Below are 15,240 nucleotides of genomic sequence, written 5' to 3'. Positions count from 1 at the left end.
TATTCAATTATTAAAAAATGAGATTTAATACACTTTATATATTTCTGTTCTTTTTGTATGTAAATACCGGTTTCTCAGTTTTTGCACAGACTCATCAATATCCGTTTCAGGACTATAACTTAACTTTTGAGGAAAGAGTAAATGACCTTGTTGGCAGGCTAACCCTTGAGGAGAAAGTATCACAAATGCTTAATTCTTCCCCTGCTATTGAACGTCTTGGAATTCCGGCATATGACTGGTGGAATGAAACACTTCACGGTGTGGCACGTACACCCTATAATGTAACAGTATATCCGCAGGCCATAGCCATGGCCGCTACTTTTGATAAAGAAGCCCTTTACACTATGGCAGATTTTTCGGCTACAGAAGGAAGAGCTATATATAACATTGCATTGGAGACCGGACAAACCAAAGAGCGTTATCTGGGGCTTACCTACTGGACTCCCAATATTAATATATTTCGGGATCCACGCTGGGGCCGCGGACAGGAAACATACGGGGAAGATCCTTTTTTAACGGCACAGCTAGGCGATGCTTTTGTAAAAGGGCTACAGGGTAATGACTCAAAATATCTGAAAGCTGCCGCTTGTGCCAAGCATTATGCTGTACATAGTGGCCCTGAACCTCTTCGCCATACTTTTGATGTAGATGTTAGTCCGTACGAATTATGGGATACCTATCTGCCTGCTTTTAAAAAACTTGTGACCGAATCTGATGTAGCAGGGGTTATGTGTGCTTATAATGCATTCAGAACGCAACCGTGTTGTGCCAGCAATACCCTAATGATTGATATTTTACGTAATCAGTGGGGTTTTACAGGGTATGTCTCTTCCGATTGTTGGGCTATTGATGACTTTTTTAAACATCACAAAACACACCCAAATGCTGAATTGGCATCGGCAGATGCTGTGTTTCACGGTACTGATCTGGAATGTGGAACAGATGTATATCTCTCCCTGATACAGGCTGTAAAAAAGGGAGAAATTACAGAAGAGCAAATAGATGTTTCCGTTAAAAGATTATTCATGATCCGGTTTCGCTTAGGAATGTTCGACCCGGTTTCTATGGTAAAATATGCACAAACGCCAACATCTGTATTAGAAAGCAAACCTCATGCAGATCATGCTCTAAAAATGGCGAGGGAATCTATAGTACTGCTTAAAAACGAAAATAAAACCCTACCCCTAAGTAAAAAACTAAAAAAAGTAGTGATTTTGGGTCCAAATGCTGATAACAAAATAGCTGTATTAGGCAATTATAACGGCACACCATCGCATATTACTACTGTGTTGCAGGGAATAAAAGAAAAGCTACCTAAAGACTGTGAAGTAATTTTTGAAAAGGCAGTTAATTTTACAGACAATACTCTTCTTGAGTACAGCAATCTTAAAGACCAATATTCTTATAAGGGTAAAAAGGGTTTTAAGGCAGAGTACTATAATAATACGCTTTTAGAAGGTACTCCTATTGTAAAAACAGAAAAAAGTCCTGATTATAACTGGCAGGAAGGACAAACTGTTATAAACGACATCAAAGCCTACAATTTTTCTGTACGCTTCATTACTGATTTTAAACCTCAGGTTAATGGACCGGTAGTATTTGAACTGGAAGCAGATGATGGTTATCGATTTATTGTAAACGGAAAAACGGTTATTGATGCATGGAACAGAAACAGATGGGGAGCTAAAACTTATGAACTAAATGTAAAAAAAGATTCTGTTTATAATCTACAGATAGAATATTGGCAGGGAAAAGGAAAAGCCAATGTAAGGTTTAGTACAGGTAAATACACTAACTCCAGCTTTGAAAGTATTGCTAATCGGTACAAGGATGCAGATGCTTTTATTTTTGCAGGAGGTATATCTCCTCAATTGGAAGGTGAAGAAATGGAAGTAAACTATCCCGGGTTTGATGGCGGTGACCGTACCTCTATTTTACTCCCACAAATACAAACTGATTTGATGAAGGCATTACAAAAAACGAGGAAACCAGTAATTTTTGTAATGATGACAGGTAGTGCCATTGCTACTCCTTGGGAATGTGAAAACATACCTGCGATTATAAACTGTTGGTATGGCGGACAGGCTGCCGGTATGGCCCTTGCCGATATTCTTTTTGGAGACTATAATCCTTCAGGACGTTTACCTATAACATTTTACAGAGATGATAATGACATCCCCCTATTTACAGATTATAGCATGACAAATCGTACCTACAGATATTTTTCCGGAAAACCTCTATATGGTTTTGGCTTTGGACTAAGCTATTCGTCTTTTGTTTACGATCAGTTAAATATACCTGCAAAAATAAATAAAGGAGAAGGGATTGAAATATCAGTAAAAATAACCAACACAGGAAAAACAGAGGGTGATGAAGTAGCCCAATTATACCTAATAAATAAAAACCAAAAAATAAAAACAGCCCTAAAAACCCTTAAAGGATTTGAAAGAGTTAATCTAAAATCAGGAGAGTCTAAAACAGTAATCTTTAAACTTACACCGGAAGATCTTACCCATGTTACTCCGGACGGAGAATTAAAACCATTGTATGGGGAATTAGATATTGCTGTTGGTGGCCATCAACCGGGAGAACCTAATAAAAGTACCAGTAATATGATAACCAAAACGATTTATATAAAATAAAGAAAGACTGTCTATGAACAGTTACGGTAACAACTTTTACTGGTTAAAAGTTAGTTAGCGTAATTAAAAAGCCTGTAGGATTGAACTCACTACAGGCTTTGCTATTTACTAACGAAGACTATTTATTTTGCAGCATCCAATATTGCTTTTGTTACCTCTTTTTTAACGGTATAGTCCCTGTTAAAAGGTAAAGGATAGTTGGTTCTCCCTCTAACTGGCCAGTTATTTAACCAGGAATCAGCATCAGAAAGGCCCCAAAAAGTAACCCTGTCAATATGTTTTTCATATTTTACGAATAGTTGAAATATGCTTCCATAACGTTGTGCCAAACGGTTTTCTACTTCTGCAGGTAATCCGTCAGTATATGGGTTAAGTTCCTCTTTATATGTTTCAGAATTAGCCACATCTGCTGTAGCATCTGCATTTGCTTCAGGTAATACAGAGATATCCAGTTCAGTAAAATTTACAATTACTCCGGCTTTTATAAAATCCTGTATCGTAGCCTCAATATCCTTTAAAGAGGCTCTGTCTAAATTATAATGGCCCTGCTCCCCGACTGCTTTTATTGGTATTCCTTTATCCTTTAAGCTGTTAACTATCTTAATCGCACCACTTCGTTTTTCAGCCTTATATAAATTATAGTCGTTGTAATACAGTTCAGCTTCAGGATCTGCAGCATGGGCAAATTCAAAAGCCTTTTCTATATAGTCATCCCCTATTATATTTCTCCACTTAGAATCTCTTAAAGAGCCATCTTCATTAAGGGCTTCATTAATAACATCCCATCCTTTTATCTTCCCTTTATATCGGGTAACTACTGCATCTATATGACTTTTCATCCGTTCAAGTAGCTGCTCTCGGGTGAGTAGATTTTCATGTTCATCGGTAAATACCCAGTCGGGGGTTTGCGAGTGCCAAACTAAAGTATGCCCTATAATGAACATGTCCGATTCCATTCCTGTTTTTACATACTTGTCCGCAGGATTAAAGTTGTAAATTCCCGGCGCAGGATGAATGTTTTCCCATTTAAGATCGTTCTCCGGGCTGATACTGTTAAACTGTTGCTTTATAAGAGTAGCTTCCTTTTCATTTTTTTGCATAGCCTGTCTACGGTTTATTGCTACCCCTATGTAGAATTTATCTTTAAAAGCATCCTTAAAGGTTTCACCTTTGTCATTATATTCAACACTATGCTTACAGGAAAATGAGCTTATACCTACAACAGTGACTAATATAATTTTTCTTATGGTTTTACTTGTGTACGTCATTAACTATGATTTTGTTACGGATTAATTAACCCTAAACTACCATCAGGATTATGAGTCAGTTCCGTCACCTTTACATTGCGGAGATGAGTTTTTCCTGACAGTTGAGTATCATGATAGAAGATGTACCATTTTCCGTTAATCTCAACAATTGAATGGTGTGTTGTCCACCCTTGTACAGGGTTCATAAAATGACCTCCGTAAACAAACGGCCCCGTAGGCTTGTCTGATGTTGCATAATCCAGATAATGGGTATCTCCTGTGGAATATGTAAAATAATATTTATTATTGTATTTGTGCATCCATGAGCCTTCAAAAAATCTTCTGTCATGATCTGAAGTAAGAAGTGGCTTCCCATTACTGTCACTTATAATAACATCCTGTACAGGTCCGTCAAACTGTAGCATATCATCAGAAAGTTTAGCAACTTTACAACTCAGCGCAGGAACGTTTGGATCTTCTAAATCGGTTTTTGAACCGTTTGCATCAAACTTCCCTGAAGCCCACTGTTGCAACTGACCTCCCCAAATACCCCCAAAATACATATAAGACGTTCCGTCGTCATCGGTAAACACAGCAGGATCTATACTAAAACTTCCTTTTATAGGTTCTTTTTCGGGTGTAAAAGGGCCTTGCGGGGATTTACTGGTTGCTACTCCAATTCTAAACACATCATCTTTATCCTTTACAGGAAAATACAGGTAATATGTTCCGTTTTTATATGCCGCATCGGGAGCCCATAACTGACGTCCGGCCCAGGGAATATCTTTAATATCAAGAGCAACACCATGATCGGTAACCTCTCCACCTATACTATCCATTGATAAAATATGATAATCTCTCATATCAAAATGGTCACCATTATCATTTTCAGGGATACCGGCATCAATATCATGAGAAGGATAAATATATATCCTTCCATCAAACACATGTGCAGAGGGGTCTGCTGTATAAATATGAGAAACTAAAGGCTGAGTTAAAAACCCTTTTTCTGTTGTCTCTTTTGTTTCCTCAACGTTGGCTTCTTTCTCCTTTTCCCCTTTACAGGAAATAAAGGCTATTAGTGAAGCTGCCGATATCATTGCCGTGTATGATCTTAATGTGTAAATTTTTCTGTTCATTATAGGTCTTGGTTTTAATTGGTAAAAAGAAACCACTTTAAATAAAGTATTTAAAGTGGTTTAAAAGTTTAATATGCGTTTGCTATTATCTGCTCAAATAATTCCTGCTTGCCACTCCTTGGCGTAGGATTGCCATTTTCACGAGCTATGTCACTAAGGTTTTTAAGGGTAAGTTTACCATTTTCAAACGCAGCGCCATTACCACTGTCAAATGACATATATCGTGTGGATTTTAATTCGCTGTATCTTGTATTATTAAGTATATGGTCTGCACAAATAAGTCCTCTTGCAAAAGTATCCATACCGCTTATATGAGCGATAAACTTATCTTCATAATCTATTGAGTTACGGCGAACCTTTGCATCAAAATTTATTCCGCCACCTTTTACTCCTCCATTTTGTAAAAATACCAGCATCGCCTGGGTTATCTCATAAATATCTATAGGAAACTGGTCTGTGTCCCAACCGTTTTGATAATCTCCCCTGTTAGCATCAATACTCCCTAGCATACCTGCATTTGCTGCAACCTGAAGTTCGTGTTCAAAGGTATGTCCGGCCAGTGTAGCATGGTTTACCTCTATATTTAATTTAAAATCGTCGTGCAACCCAAATTTGTTAAGAAATCCTATACAGGTAGCCGCGTCAAAATCATACTGATGCTTCATAGGCTCCATAGGTTTGGGTTCTATAAAGAAAGAACCTTTAAAACCTTCATTTCGTGCATAATCCCTACACATGGCAAGAAACATTGCCAGATGTTCCTGCTCACGTTTCATATCGGTATTTAGAAGACTCATATAACCTTCACGGCCGCCCCAAAACACATATCCCTCACCATTTAAAGCAATGGTTGCATCTATAGCAATTTTAGCCTGTCCTCCTGCATAAGCTACCACGTCAAAGTCAGGATTTGTTGAAGCCCCATTCATATAACGCGGATTACTGAAAAGGTTACTTGTTCCCCAAAGCAGCTTTATTCCTGTTTCTTTTTGTTTTTCCTTTGCATAAGCTACCATTGCCTGTACACGCTGCTCAAACTCTGCAAGCGTGGGAGCTTCATCAACAAGATCTACATCATGAAAACAATAATAAGGCAGGCCAAGTTTTTCCATAAACTCAAAACCTGCATCCATTTTATCTTTTGCACGGGCTATGGCATCTTCGTTTGAATTCCACGGATTTCTTACTGTACCCGGACCAAAGGGATCATCACCTGTATTACACAGGGTGTGCCAGTAGGCCATTGCAAATTTAAAATGTTCCTTAAGTGATTTGCCGGCAACTATTCGGTTTTCATCATACCATTTAAAAGCAAGCGGATTATCGCTATCCTTTCCTTCAAACTGTATTTTATCTACAGTTTTAAAATAAACCTGTTTTGTAGTGTTCATATTTTTAGTGGATTGTAACCTTCTTTAAGGTAAGTACTTATTCTCAAAAGTAAGTGTACTATTCCTAAAGCCTTAGAAGTAAAGATGAAAATTTACGAAAACGTTTTCTGTATCTTTTATTGATATTACAAGACAAACTGATTAAAAAAAATAACTTTACAAATAATGCTTTTTAAAATTTTTAACCGACTGAAGACATGAGAAAAGCCCTGATTTTATTTTTTACTCTTATACTTTCGATTACCATAAAAGCACAGGTAAAATTACCTGAGATAGTAAGCAGCGGTATGGTTTTGCAAAGAGAAGAACCTATAAATATTTGGGGTTGGGCAGCTCCCAACGAAAAAGTGACAATTAGGTTTAAAAATAAAAAATATAAAACTACTACTGCAAAAGACGGCGTATGGAAAATTACCCTGTCTCCCAGTAAGGCTGGCGGACCATACAGTATGGGAATTGAAGGCAGTAATAAGATTACACTTAATGATATTATGGTTGGTGAGGTATGGCTTTGTGCAGGTCAGTCTAACATGGTACATCAAATGCGGTTACATAATGTGTTGTATGCCGAAGAAATAGCAAATGCATCCTATAATGAAATAAGGCAGTTTTTTGTACCTAATACTGTAAATCTCTCTGAACCTCAAACAAAGCTATCTAAAAGCTCATGGAAAAAAGCTATAAATCCTGATATAAATGAATTTTCGGCTGTTGCCTATTTTTTTGCTAAAGAATTATATGAGAAATACAAAGTCCCGATAGGAATTATAAATTCCAGTTGGGGGGGCACACCCATTGAAGCCTGGATTAGCGAAAAAGGGTTTAAGGAATTTCCTAATGTACTTGAAACTATTAATAAGAACAAAGATACTTTATACATAAGCAGACAAAATACATTACCACAACCTGAAACCTCTTTACCTGAGGATAAGGGCCTGGAAGAAAAATGGTTTGATACTGCTTATAAACCCAAAGGATGGAGAAATATAGCCATACCAGGCTATTGGGAAGATCAGGGAATAAAAGGGTTAGACGGTACAGTATGGTACAGACGGGAAATTGACATTCCTGAAGCTATGACAAAGAAAGAGGCAATGGTATTTTTAGGCCGCATAGTAGATGCCGATGTGCTATATATTAACGGTAAGCGAATTGGCAATACAACATATATGTATCCTCAGCGTCGCTATCCTGTTGCTGATGACGTATTAAAACCCGGTAAAAATCTTTTTGTTGTACAGGTTACCAATAATTTTGGCAAAGGTGGTTTTGTACCAGATAAACCATATTATGTTGTTGCTGGAAAAGATACTATTGACCTTGCCGGATACTGGCAATATAAAGTCGGAAAAGTAAATACACCGTCTAATAAAAACTATAACAAAATAACTCTACATTATCAGCCTGCCGCACTTTATAATGCAATGATATCACCTTTAACAAATTACACTATTAAAGGTTTTGTATGGTATCAGGGAGAAAGTAATACCGGAAATGCACTCGGGTATTCAAAGCTTCAGGCTGCACTTATAACCGACTGGCGTACTAAATGGAATAAACAATTACCTTTTTTATATGTACAGCTTCCCGGATTTATGGATTATAACTACCTCCCATCAGAAAGTCAATGGGCATTGTTTAGGGAAGAACAGACCAAATCTTTATCTATTCAAAAGACAGCGATGGCAGTGGCAATAGATTTAGGTGAATGGAATGACATACATCCCGACAGAAAAAAAGAGGTAGGTGAACGCTTGGCACTGGCTGCAAAAAAAACGGCTTATAATGAATCTATAATAAGTTCCGGTCCTTCTTACAAATCATCAGAAATTCAGGGAAATAAAATAATAGTAAGCTTTAACAATATAGGGAGTGGTCTTTCAACAACTGATGGTGAGGCACCCTCTGAATTTGCCATTGCCGGGACAGACAAGAATTTTGTTTGGGCAAGAACCAAAATAGATGGAAACACAGTAATACTATGGAATGAAAATATTGAAAAACCATTGTACATACGATATGCCTGGGCAGACAATCCTGTAAATCCTAACTTAATTAATAAGGAAGATTTACCTGCGGTTCCTTTTAGGACAGACAATTAATTTCCTATTCTTTTAATAAAACCAATCCTTTTTTCTATGAAAAAAACAATAATAACAGTACTATTAATTATTATATCATTTTATCAGTCTTCGGCTCAAAAACCTCAGTTAAATAGCAAAGAAGGCCCTGTGTTTTCAGAATTCTCTTATCAGGGAAAAGATGATATTTACGATAAAAACCCTTTAAAGGCTGATGAGTTTTATACTCCCATACTACAGGGCTGTTATCCGGATCCAAGCATTACGCGTAAAGGAAATGATTACTATCTGGTAAATTCTTCGTTTGCCATGTTTCCCGGAGTTCCTATTTTTCATTCTACCGATTTGGTAAACTGGAAACAAATAGGACATGTACTGGACAGGGAATCTCAGCTTAAGGTAGAAGACTCACGAATATCCGGCGGGGTATATGCGCCCGATATTAAATACAATCCTTATAACGATACTTTTTATATGATTACTACGGAGATTGCAGGTGGTATGGGTAATATAGTCGTAAAAACAAAAGATCCTGCTAAAAGCTGGAGCGATCCCTTTAAGCTTAATTTTGAAGGAATAGATCCGTCATTATTTTTTGATGATAACGGTAAAGCTTACTTGGTGCATAATGATTCTCCGGATAAGGGAACAGAACTATATCAGGGACACAGGGTTATAAAAATATGGGAATATGATTTGCAAAAAGATCAGGTTGTTCCTAATTCTGATAAGATTATTGTAAACGGAGGAACAGATATTACACAAAAACCAATTTGGATTGAAGGGCCTCATATCTACAAAAAGAATAACAAATATTATCTTATGTGTGCTGAAGGAGGGACGGGCGACTGGCACAGTGAAGTAATTTTTGTAAGCGATAAACCTACTGGCCCTTATATTCCTGCTAAAAATAACCCTATACTTACCCAACGCTATTTTGCAAAAGACAGGGCAAATAAAGTAGATTGGGCAGGACATGCTGATCTTGTGGAAACACCTGACGGAAATTATTACGGAGTATTTCTTGCCGTTCGCCCTAACGAAAAACAACGTGTAAACACAGGACGTGAAACATTTATACTTCCCGTAGACTGGAGTGGAGAATTTCCTGTTTTTGAGAATGGTCTCATTCCATTAAAACCTTTATTAAAATTACCAAATGGTGTTGAAAATAAAACCGGGAAAAACGGCTTTTTACCCAACGGGAATTTTAGCTTTACAGAAAGCTTTATCTCTAATGAGTTAGATTATCGCTGGATTGGCATAAGAGGACCAAGAGAAAAGTTTATAGTAACCGGAAAGAAAGGTTTAAAAATCATTCCTTTCCAAACAAACATTAAAGCAACTAGTCCCACTTCTACCCTTTTCTATAGACAACAACATGCTGCTTTTGAAGCGAAAGTAAAACTATCATACCAACCCAAATCAGAAAAAGATCTCGCCGGCATTACCTGTTTTCAAAATGAAAAATTCAATTATGTTTTTGGGCTTACCAAAAAAGGAAACGATTATTACCTCGTACTTGAGAGAACAGAAAATGGAAAGTCGACAGTTATTGCCAGTCAGAAAACAGATATAAACAATCTATTATATCTACAGGTAACTGCAAAAGGAGATGACTATAGTTTTAATTACTCTTTTGATGGCAGTAAATTCAATAACCTTGGAGGAGTAGTATCAGGAGATATACTTTCAACCGATGTTGCAGGAGGATTTACAGGAAACCTTATCGGTTTATACGCTACGAGTTCAAATGATATTTTACCTTAATCAGTAATTCATTAAATACATTTGAAAGCTTTGTCTTATTACGATTATCAATTATAATAAATCAGTCATTTTCAATAAAAAAGCCAATTCACAATTTGAATTGGCTTTAATTTTAAACTACTAACTTTCAAAAAAATATTTATGACTATTTGTTTAGCTATTTATAATTACTTAATACTAAACTCATAGATTGTTTTTGTTTTATATACCTCTCCCGCTCTTAATACAACCGAAGGGAACTTTTTTTGATTAGGCGAGTCAGGATAATGTTGTGTTTCAAGGCAAAGACCGCTTCTTTTCTCATATTTCCCTTCTTTTTTGCTTTCCAAAGTTCCGTCTAAAAAATTTCCGCTATAAAACTGAATAGCTGGTTGATCTGTATAAACTGTCATGTATCTGCCAGATTCTTTATGATGCAAACCAGCAACTTTTTTCATGTGTTTAATGGTATCATTAAATATCCAGCAATGGTCATATCCTTTACCTTTTACAAGCTGATCGTTATCTGCATCAATATCTTTCCCAATATTTTTTGCTACTGTAAAATCAAATGGTGTTCTTCCTGTAACAGTTCTTAACTCACCTGTAGGGATGAGGGTGCTGTCAACAGGTAAAAACTTATCAGCTTTAATTTCTAAACTGTGATCCAGTATAGTTTTAAAATTACCTGATAAATTAAAGTATGAGTGCTGAGTAAGGTTTATAATGGTTGTTTTATCCGTATCAGCTTCATAAGTAATTTCAAGAGCATTGTTATTAGTAAGCGTATAAATTACAGATACATTAAGATTTCCCGGATATCCTTCTTCTCCATTTACAGATGTGTACGACAACTTTAATGAAGGCTCATCTTCTGCAATTATCTCTGCTTTCCAAATCCTCTGATCAAATCCTTTACCTCCGTGCAAATGATTAACTCCATCATTAACCGGAAGCTGATAATCAACACCCTCTAAGGTAAATTTGCCTTTAGCTACACGATTACCATAACGCCCTATAATTGCTCCGAAATATGAAGGATTACCATTTAAATATAGATCAGGAGTTGTGTATCCTAATACTATATCTTCATATTTTCCTTCTTTATCCGGTGCTGTTAATGATATAATAGCTCCGCCCATTGTAATGACTTCCATTTGCATACCCTTTATGTTAATTAAGGTATACTTATGGACCTCCTCTCCTTCAGAAGTTATAGCATATACAGACTGTGTAACAGAAGATTTGGCCTCTTCTACAGAATGTGTTTCTGATTTGGCTTCTTCTTTACATCCCTGTAAAATACAGGCTATTAAAATTATAATGATACTTTTAAAATTCATTATATTCTGTTATTTTGTATTTACTTCAATAGTACCACCGTTTATAAATAAATCATGTGGTATAAAATATCCTTTTATATCCGAACCATTTACTTTTATTGATTTTAAATCTCTTTTACCGTTAGGATTACTTATTACAAGCTTTTTACCTGACGGCATTGTCCATTCAACTTTATCAAAAACCGGTACTGTAACTATATATTCAGGATCAGCCGGAGATAAAGGATACAAACCTAAAGCTGACCATACAAACCATGATGACATTTCGCCTGCGTCGTCCATACCACACATAGCAAGACCTTCGGGTCCAATATCATACATAGTAGCTAAAACTTCATCAATAATCTTTTGCGATTTTTCAGGCTTATTTACAAAATAGTAAGAAAAAGGAGCTTCGTGAGCCGGCTGATTACCGTGACAGTACTGACCTATAAAGCCTGATATATTCCAGGCTATGTATTCAGGATTCCATGGCTTCGTGAAAAAAGTATCAAGTTTTTTCTCAAAAGCTTTTTTTCCTCCATAAAGTTTAACCAAACCTTCCATATCATGAGGCACATAAAACGATACATTCCATGCATTAGCTTCACGATACATATATTCATAGTAAGGATATTCAGGATTAAAAGGAGTAATCCAATTTCCGTCGTCAAGCCTTCCTCTCATAAAGCTGGTTTGTTTATCAAATACATTGATATAATTTTTAGAGCGTTTCTCTAAATCCTTATAATTTTCAGTATCTCCCAACTCTTTAGCAAGAAGCGATAAAGCATGGTCATCATAAGCATATTCAAGTGTCTTTGTAACACCCGCTTTTGCTTTTGTTTCAACATGTGGATTCTTAACATCCGGATCTGAAATAAAACCTTTGGCAATATATTCCGAAATATAAGGTCTTGTTCCCCCCTCTTTATAAGCGTTATTTAACAATAATTCATAAGCCTTATTTACATCATAATCTCTAATGCCTCTTAAATAAGAACCTGCAACGAAAGATGCTGCGTGGTCACCATGAAAAAATGTAGGCATAAAACCTTTTATTTCTCCTTCATTAATCATAGAGTTTATAACATCGTTTGTTACATCCGGAGAACAAATACTAAGAAGTACAAGCTTGTTCCTGTAATCATCCCATAAAGATGGCAGGGTATAATAACGATAATTCTCTTTTCTAACCTTACCTGCTTCATCCGTAAACTGTCCGTTTACGTCACTTCTAAGGGCTGGCCAAAGAAACGATCTGTAAAGCATGCTGTAAAACAACATGTTTTGGTGGGTTGTACCGCCCTTTACTTCAATTTTAGACAGCAGGCTTTCCCATGTTGTATTACCTTCTTGGTAAACTTGTGAAAAAGTTTTATTACCTACCTCACTCTTTAGGTTCTGAGCCGCATTTTCAACACTTACAAAAGATAAAGCGATTTTTAGAGTTACCGGGGTGTTACCGTCTTTTAAAGACAATAAGGCATATCCGTTACTTTTAGTAATATCTTTTACATCCGTATTAAGAATATCAGCATCTACTGTAGCGTAAAAGTAAATTTTCTCTCCGCCGGTTCGCTGATATCCCGTAATTACATTTGTTCCTTCCTGTTTAATAGTCCAGTCGTCTACATGATTGTTTGCTTTACCTAAATCAAACAATATCTTTCTGCCTGAATTATTTTTATAAGTATACTCGTGCACACCACAACGTAAGGTAGAAGTAAGTTTTACCAAAACATCATAGTCATACAGATACACTTCATAGTATGCCGGACTTCCTTTTTCCTTATCATGACTAAAAGCAGACTGATATGGTACTGACGCATTACCCGATACAGGAAGTATGGGAATATGACATAAATTCCAATGTCCTTTATTAGTATGAGTAAAACCTAAAATTGAGGTGTCTTCATATTCATAACCTGCCCCGGATCTATATTTCGTCATAGGGCTTAATTGTACCATAGCATTAGGTACAGAAGAACCCGGAAATACAAGACCTGCCCATACACGCATATCTGCAGGAGGTGTATACCCTATAATTTTTGTGTCTAATAATGGGGCCGTACCGATAAAAGGATTAACCTGAGAGGTATATTTTGTTTTTGCAACACTTGTCTTTAACTGTGCCGATACCTCTCCCAAACAAAAGGCGGCAACCAGAAAAGCAAATGCAAAATTACTTTTGTATTTTTTCATAATTTAAACTCGCTTTTACAGTTCTAAAAGTTTAGGGTGTTTTTTATAAGTATCCCACAGCAATTCTCCAAAAAGTGTATTTGCCCAGGCAAACCAGTGTCTTGTAAAGTTTTTAGGATCGTCCTTATGGAAAGATTCATGCATAAACCCGGTATCCCCGTGTGTAGCTTTCAGCATCTTTATACACTCTTTTATTTCATTTTCATCTGTGCTTGTAAGAGCTCTCATAGTAATTGCCATAGGCCATATCATATCCATTCCTACGTGAGGACCTCCAATACCTTCGGCTGCAGTCCCTTTAAAGAAGAAAGGATTATCGGTAGAAAGAACAAAATTTCTTGTCTTTTGATAAATTGGGTCATTTACATCAACCGCATCCAGATATGGTAAGCCCAGTAAACTTGGTACATTGGCATCATCCATCAATAAACTGTTTCCAAATCCATCTACTTCAAATGCGTAAATTTTTCCATATTTAGGATGATTTACAATTGCATGTTCCTTTAATGCTTTATCTACTTCTGCTCCAAGTGCCTCAAGCTCTTTTGCGGTAGCATTGTCCTTTTTAATTTCCCTCATCATTTCTGCAGCCTGTTTCATACTAACTACAAGAAAGAAATTTGAAGGTATCAGAAATGAAAATACTGTAGCGTCATCACTCGGCCTAAAAGCAGAACACACTAATCCAACCGGTTTAACAGGATATCCATATCCTTTAAGTGCCCTTGTATCGGTTCCAAACTGGGTTGTGCGTTGGAATGAGTATGGATTTTTTCCGTCCTTTTCCTGTTGATCCCTAAAAACTTTAAGTGTTGTTTTTATTGCATTTACCCAATTTTCATCAAATGGAGATGTATCTCCAGTAGTTTTCCAATAATTATAAGCAAGGCGTATAGGGTAACATAAAGAATCTATTTCATATTTTCTTTCATGTACTCCCGGTTTCATATCAGTATGATCACTCGTCCATTCTCCTCTTTTGTTCGGGTCTCCATAAAATGCATTCGCATAAGGATCTTTCAAAATATATTCTGTTTGCCTGTTAATAACTCCGGCAATAAGGTTTTTAAGCTTCGTATCTTTTCCTGCAAAAGCCATATATGGCCATACCTGAGCAGAACTGTCTCTTAACCACATAGCATCTATATCACCTGTAATTACATATGTATCAGGTCGTCCGTTTTTTTGTGCATAGGTTACTGTTGTATCCAGAGTGTTTGGAAAACAGTTATTAAATAACCAGGCAAGCTCTTTGTCTTTTACGTTTTTTTGAAACTCTGTTATTGTTTTTTCTATTACTTCACTTTCAAAATTTCTTTTGCCTTTAGCCACTCTTACTACCGGAAAATTATTTCCGCTGTTAATCCCTGCAATAATTTCCATAGGATCAAGTAAAGTCAAACCGCCGAAAAGTGCAGTGTTCTGAATAAATTTTCTTCTTTGCATTCTTGTAATTTTTATATA

9 protein-coding genes are annotated in these 15,240 nt (G+C 36.4%); 3 read left to right on the top strand and 6 right to left on the bottom strand.

Translation table 11 applies throughout. The features are described 5' to 3' along the window. Positions 1-17: 17 nt before the first annotated feature. On the top strand, positions 18-2,642 hold the full coding sequence (locus NU09_RS02975; protein WP_129749770.1) for a glycoside hydrolase family 3 C-terminal domain-containing protein: 2,625 nt from the start codon (positions 18-20) through the stop codon (positions 2,640-2,642). Positions 2,643-2,764: 122 nt separating this feature from the next. Here NU09_RS02975 and NU09_RS02970 read toward each other — a convergent pair whose 3' ends face one another. The 3 genes from NU09_RS02970 to xylA all read right to left on the bottom strand — a co-directional run bounded on the left by NU09_RS02970 (position 2,765) and on the right by xylA (position 6,419). Next, entirely contained in the window at positions 2,765-3,910 is a 1,146-nt protein-coding gene (locus NU09_RS02970) for an endo-1,4-beta-xylanase (RefSeq protein ID WP_129749769.1), read from the bottom strand. Positions 3,911-3,924: 14 nt separating this feature from the next. Then, complete coding sequence (locus NU09_RS02965) at positions 3,925-5,028, bottom strand: glycoside hydrolase family 43 protein (protein WP_129749768.1); 1,104 nt, start codon at positions 5,026-5,028, stop codon at positions 3,925-3,927. A 68-nt stretch (positions 5,029-5,096) separates the two neighbouring features. Next, on the bottom strand, positions 5,097-6,419 hold the full coding sequence (gene xylA, locus NU09_RS02960; RefSeq protein ID WP_129749767.1) for a xylose isomerase: 1,323 nt from the start codon (positions 6,417-6,419) through the stop codon (positions 5,097-5,099). Positions 6,420-6,616: 197 nt separating this feature from the next. On the opposite strand from xylA, the gene NU09_RS02955 reads away from it, so the two are divergent. Beyond that, positions 6,617-8,521 (top strand): sialate O-acetylesterase, encoded by a 1,905-nt coding sequence (locus NU09_RS02955; RefSeq protein ID WP_129749766.1) that lies wholly within the window; start codon positions 6,617-6,619, stop codon positions 8,519-8,521. A 36-nt stretch (positions 8,522-8,557) separates the two neighbouring features. After that, a complete protein-coding gene (locus tag NU09_RS02950) occupies positions 8,558-10,270 on the top strand; it encodes a glycoside hydrolase family 43 protein (RefSeq protein ID WP_129749765.1) in 1,713 nt (570 codons plus the stop codon). Between the two features lie 167 nt (positions 10,271-10,437). Here NU09_RS02950 and NU09_RS02945 read toward each other — a convergent pair whose 3' ends face one another. From NU09_RS02945 to NU09_RS02935, 3 genes are read right to left on the bottom strand one after another with little or no spacing between them, the layout of a single operon-like run. Beyond that, on the bottom strand, positions 10,438-11,592 hold the full coding sequence (locus NU09_RS02945) for an aldose epimerase family protein (RefSeq protein WP_129749764.1): 1,155 nt from the start codon (positions 11,590-11,592) through the stop codon (positions 10,438-10,440). Positions 11,593-11,601: 9 nt separating this feature from the next. Beyond that, on the bottom strand, positions 11,602-13,776 hold the full coding sequence (locus NU09_RS02940; protein WP_129749763.1) for a GH92 family glycosyl hydrolase: 2,175 nt from the start codon (positions 13,774-13,776) through the stop codon (positions 11,602-11,604). Positions 13,777-13,791: 15 nt separating this feature from the next. Further along, complete coding sequence (locus NU09_RS02935) at positions 13,792-15,222, bottom strand: glycoside hydrolase family 125 protein (RefSeq protein ID WP_129749762.1); 1,431 nt, start codon at positions 15,220-15,222, stop codon at positions 13,792-13,794. Positions 15,223-15,240 lie beyond the last annotated feature (18 nt).

Source organism: Flavobacterium beibuense (assembly GCF_004151245.1).
GTDB classification, from domain to species: Bacteria; Bacteroidota; Bacteroidia; order Flavobacteriales; family Flavobacteriaceae; genus Flavobacterium; species Flavobacterium beibuense_A.
This window is presented reverse-complemented; position numbering and strand designations above follow the sequence as displayed.

Bases quoted from the DNA above. Each gene is read 5' to 3' on its own strand.
- NU09_RS02975 (WP_129749770.1), top strand. From the start codon at position 18: ATGAGATTTAATACACTTTATATATTTCTGTTCTTTTTGTATGTAAAT.
- NU09_RS02940 (WP_129749763.1), bottom strand. From the start codon at position 13,776: ATGAAAAAATACAAAAGTAATTTTGCATTTGCTTTTCTGGTTGCCGCC.
- NU09_RS02935 (WP_129749762.1), bottom strand. From the start codon at position 15,222: ATGCAAAGAAGAAAATTTATTCAGAACACTGCACTTTTCGGCGGTTTG.
- NU09_RS02955 (WP_129749766.1), top strand. From the start codon at position 6,617: ATGAGAAAAGCCCTGATTTTATTTTTTACTCTTATACTTTCGATTACC.
- NU09_RS02970 (WP_129749769.1), bottom strand. From the start codon at position 3,910: ATGACGTACACAAGTAAAACCATAAGAAAAATTATATTAGTCACTGTT.
- NU09_RS02965 (WP_129749768.1), bottom strand. From the start codon at position 5,028: ATGAACAGAAAAATTTACACATTAAGATCATACACGGCAATGATATCG.
- NU09_RS02945 (WP_129749764.1), bottom strand. From the start codon at position 11,592: ATGAATTTTAAAAGTATCATTATAATTTTAATAGCCTGTATTTTACAG.
- xylA (WP_129749767.1), bottom strand. From the start codon at position 6,419: ATGAACACTACAAAACAGGTTTATTTTAAAACTGTAGATAAAATACAG.
- NU09_RS02950 (WP_129749765.1), top strand. From the start codon at position 8,558: ATGAAAAAAACAATAATAACAGTACTATTAATTATTATATCATTTTAT.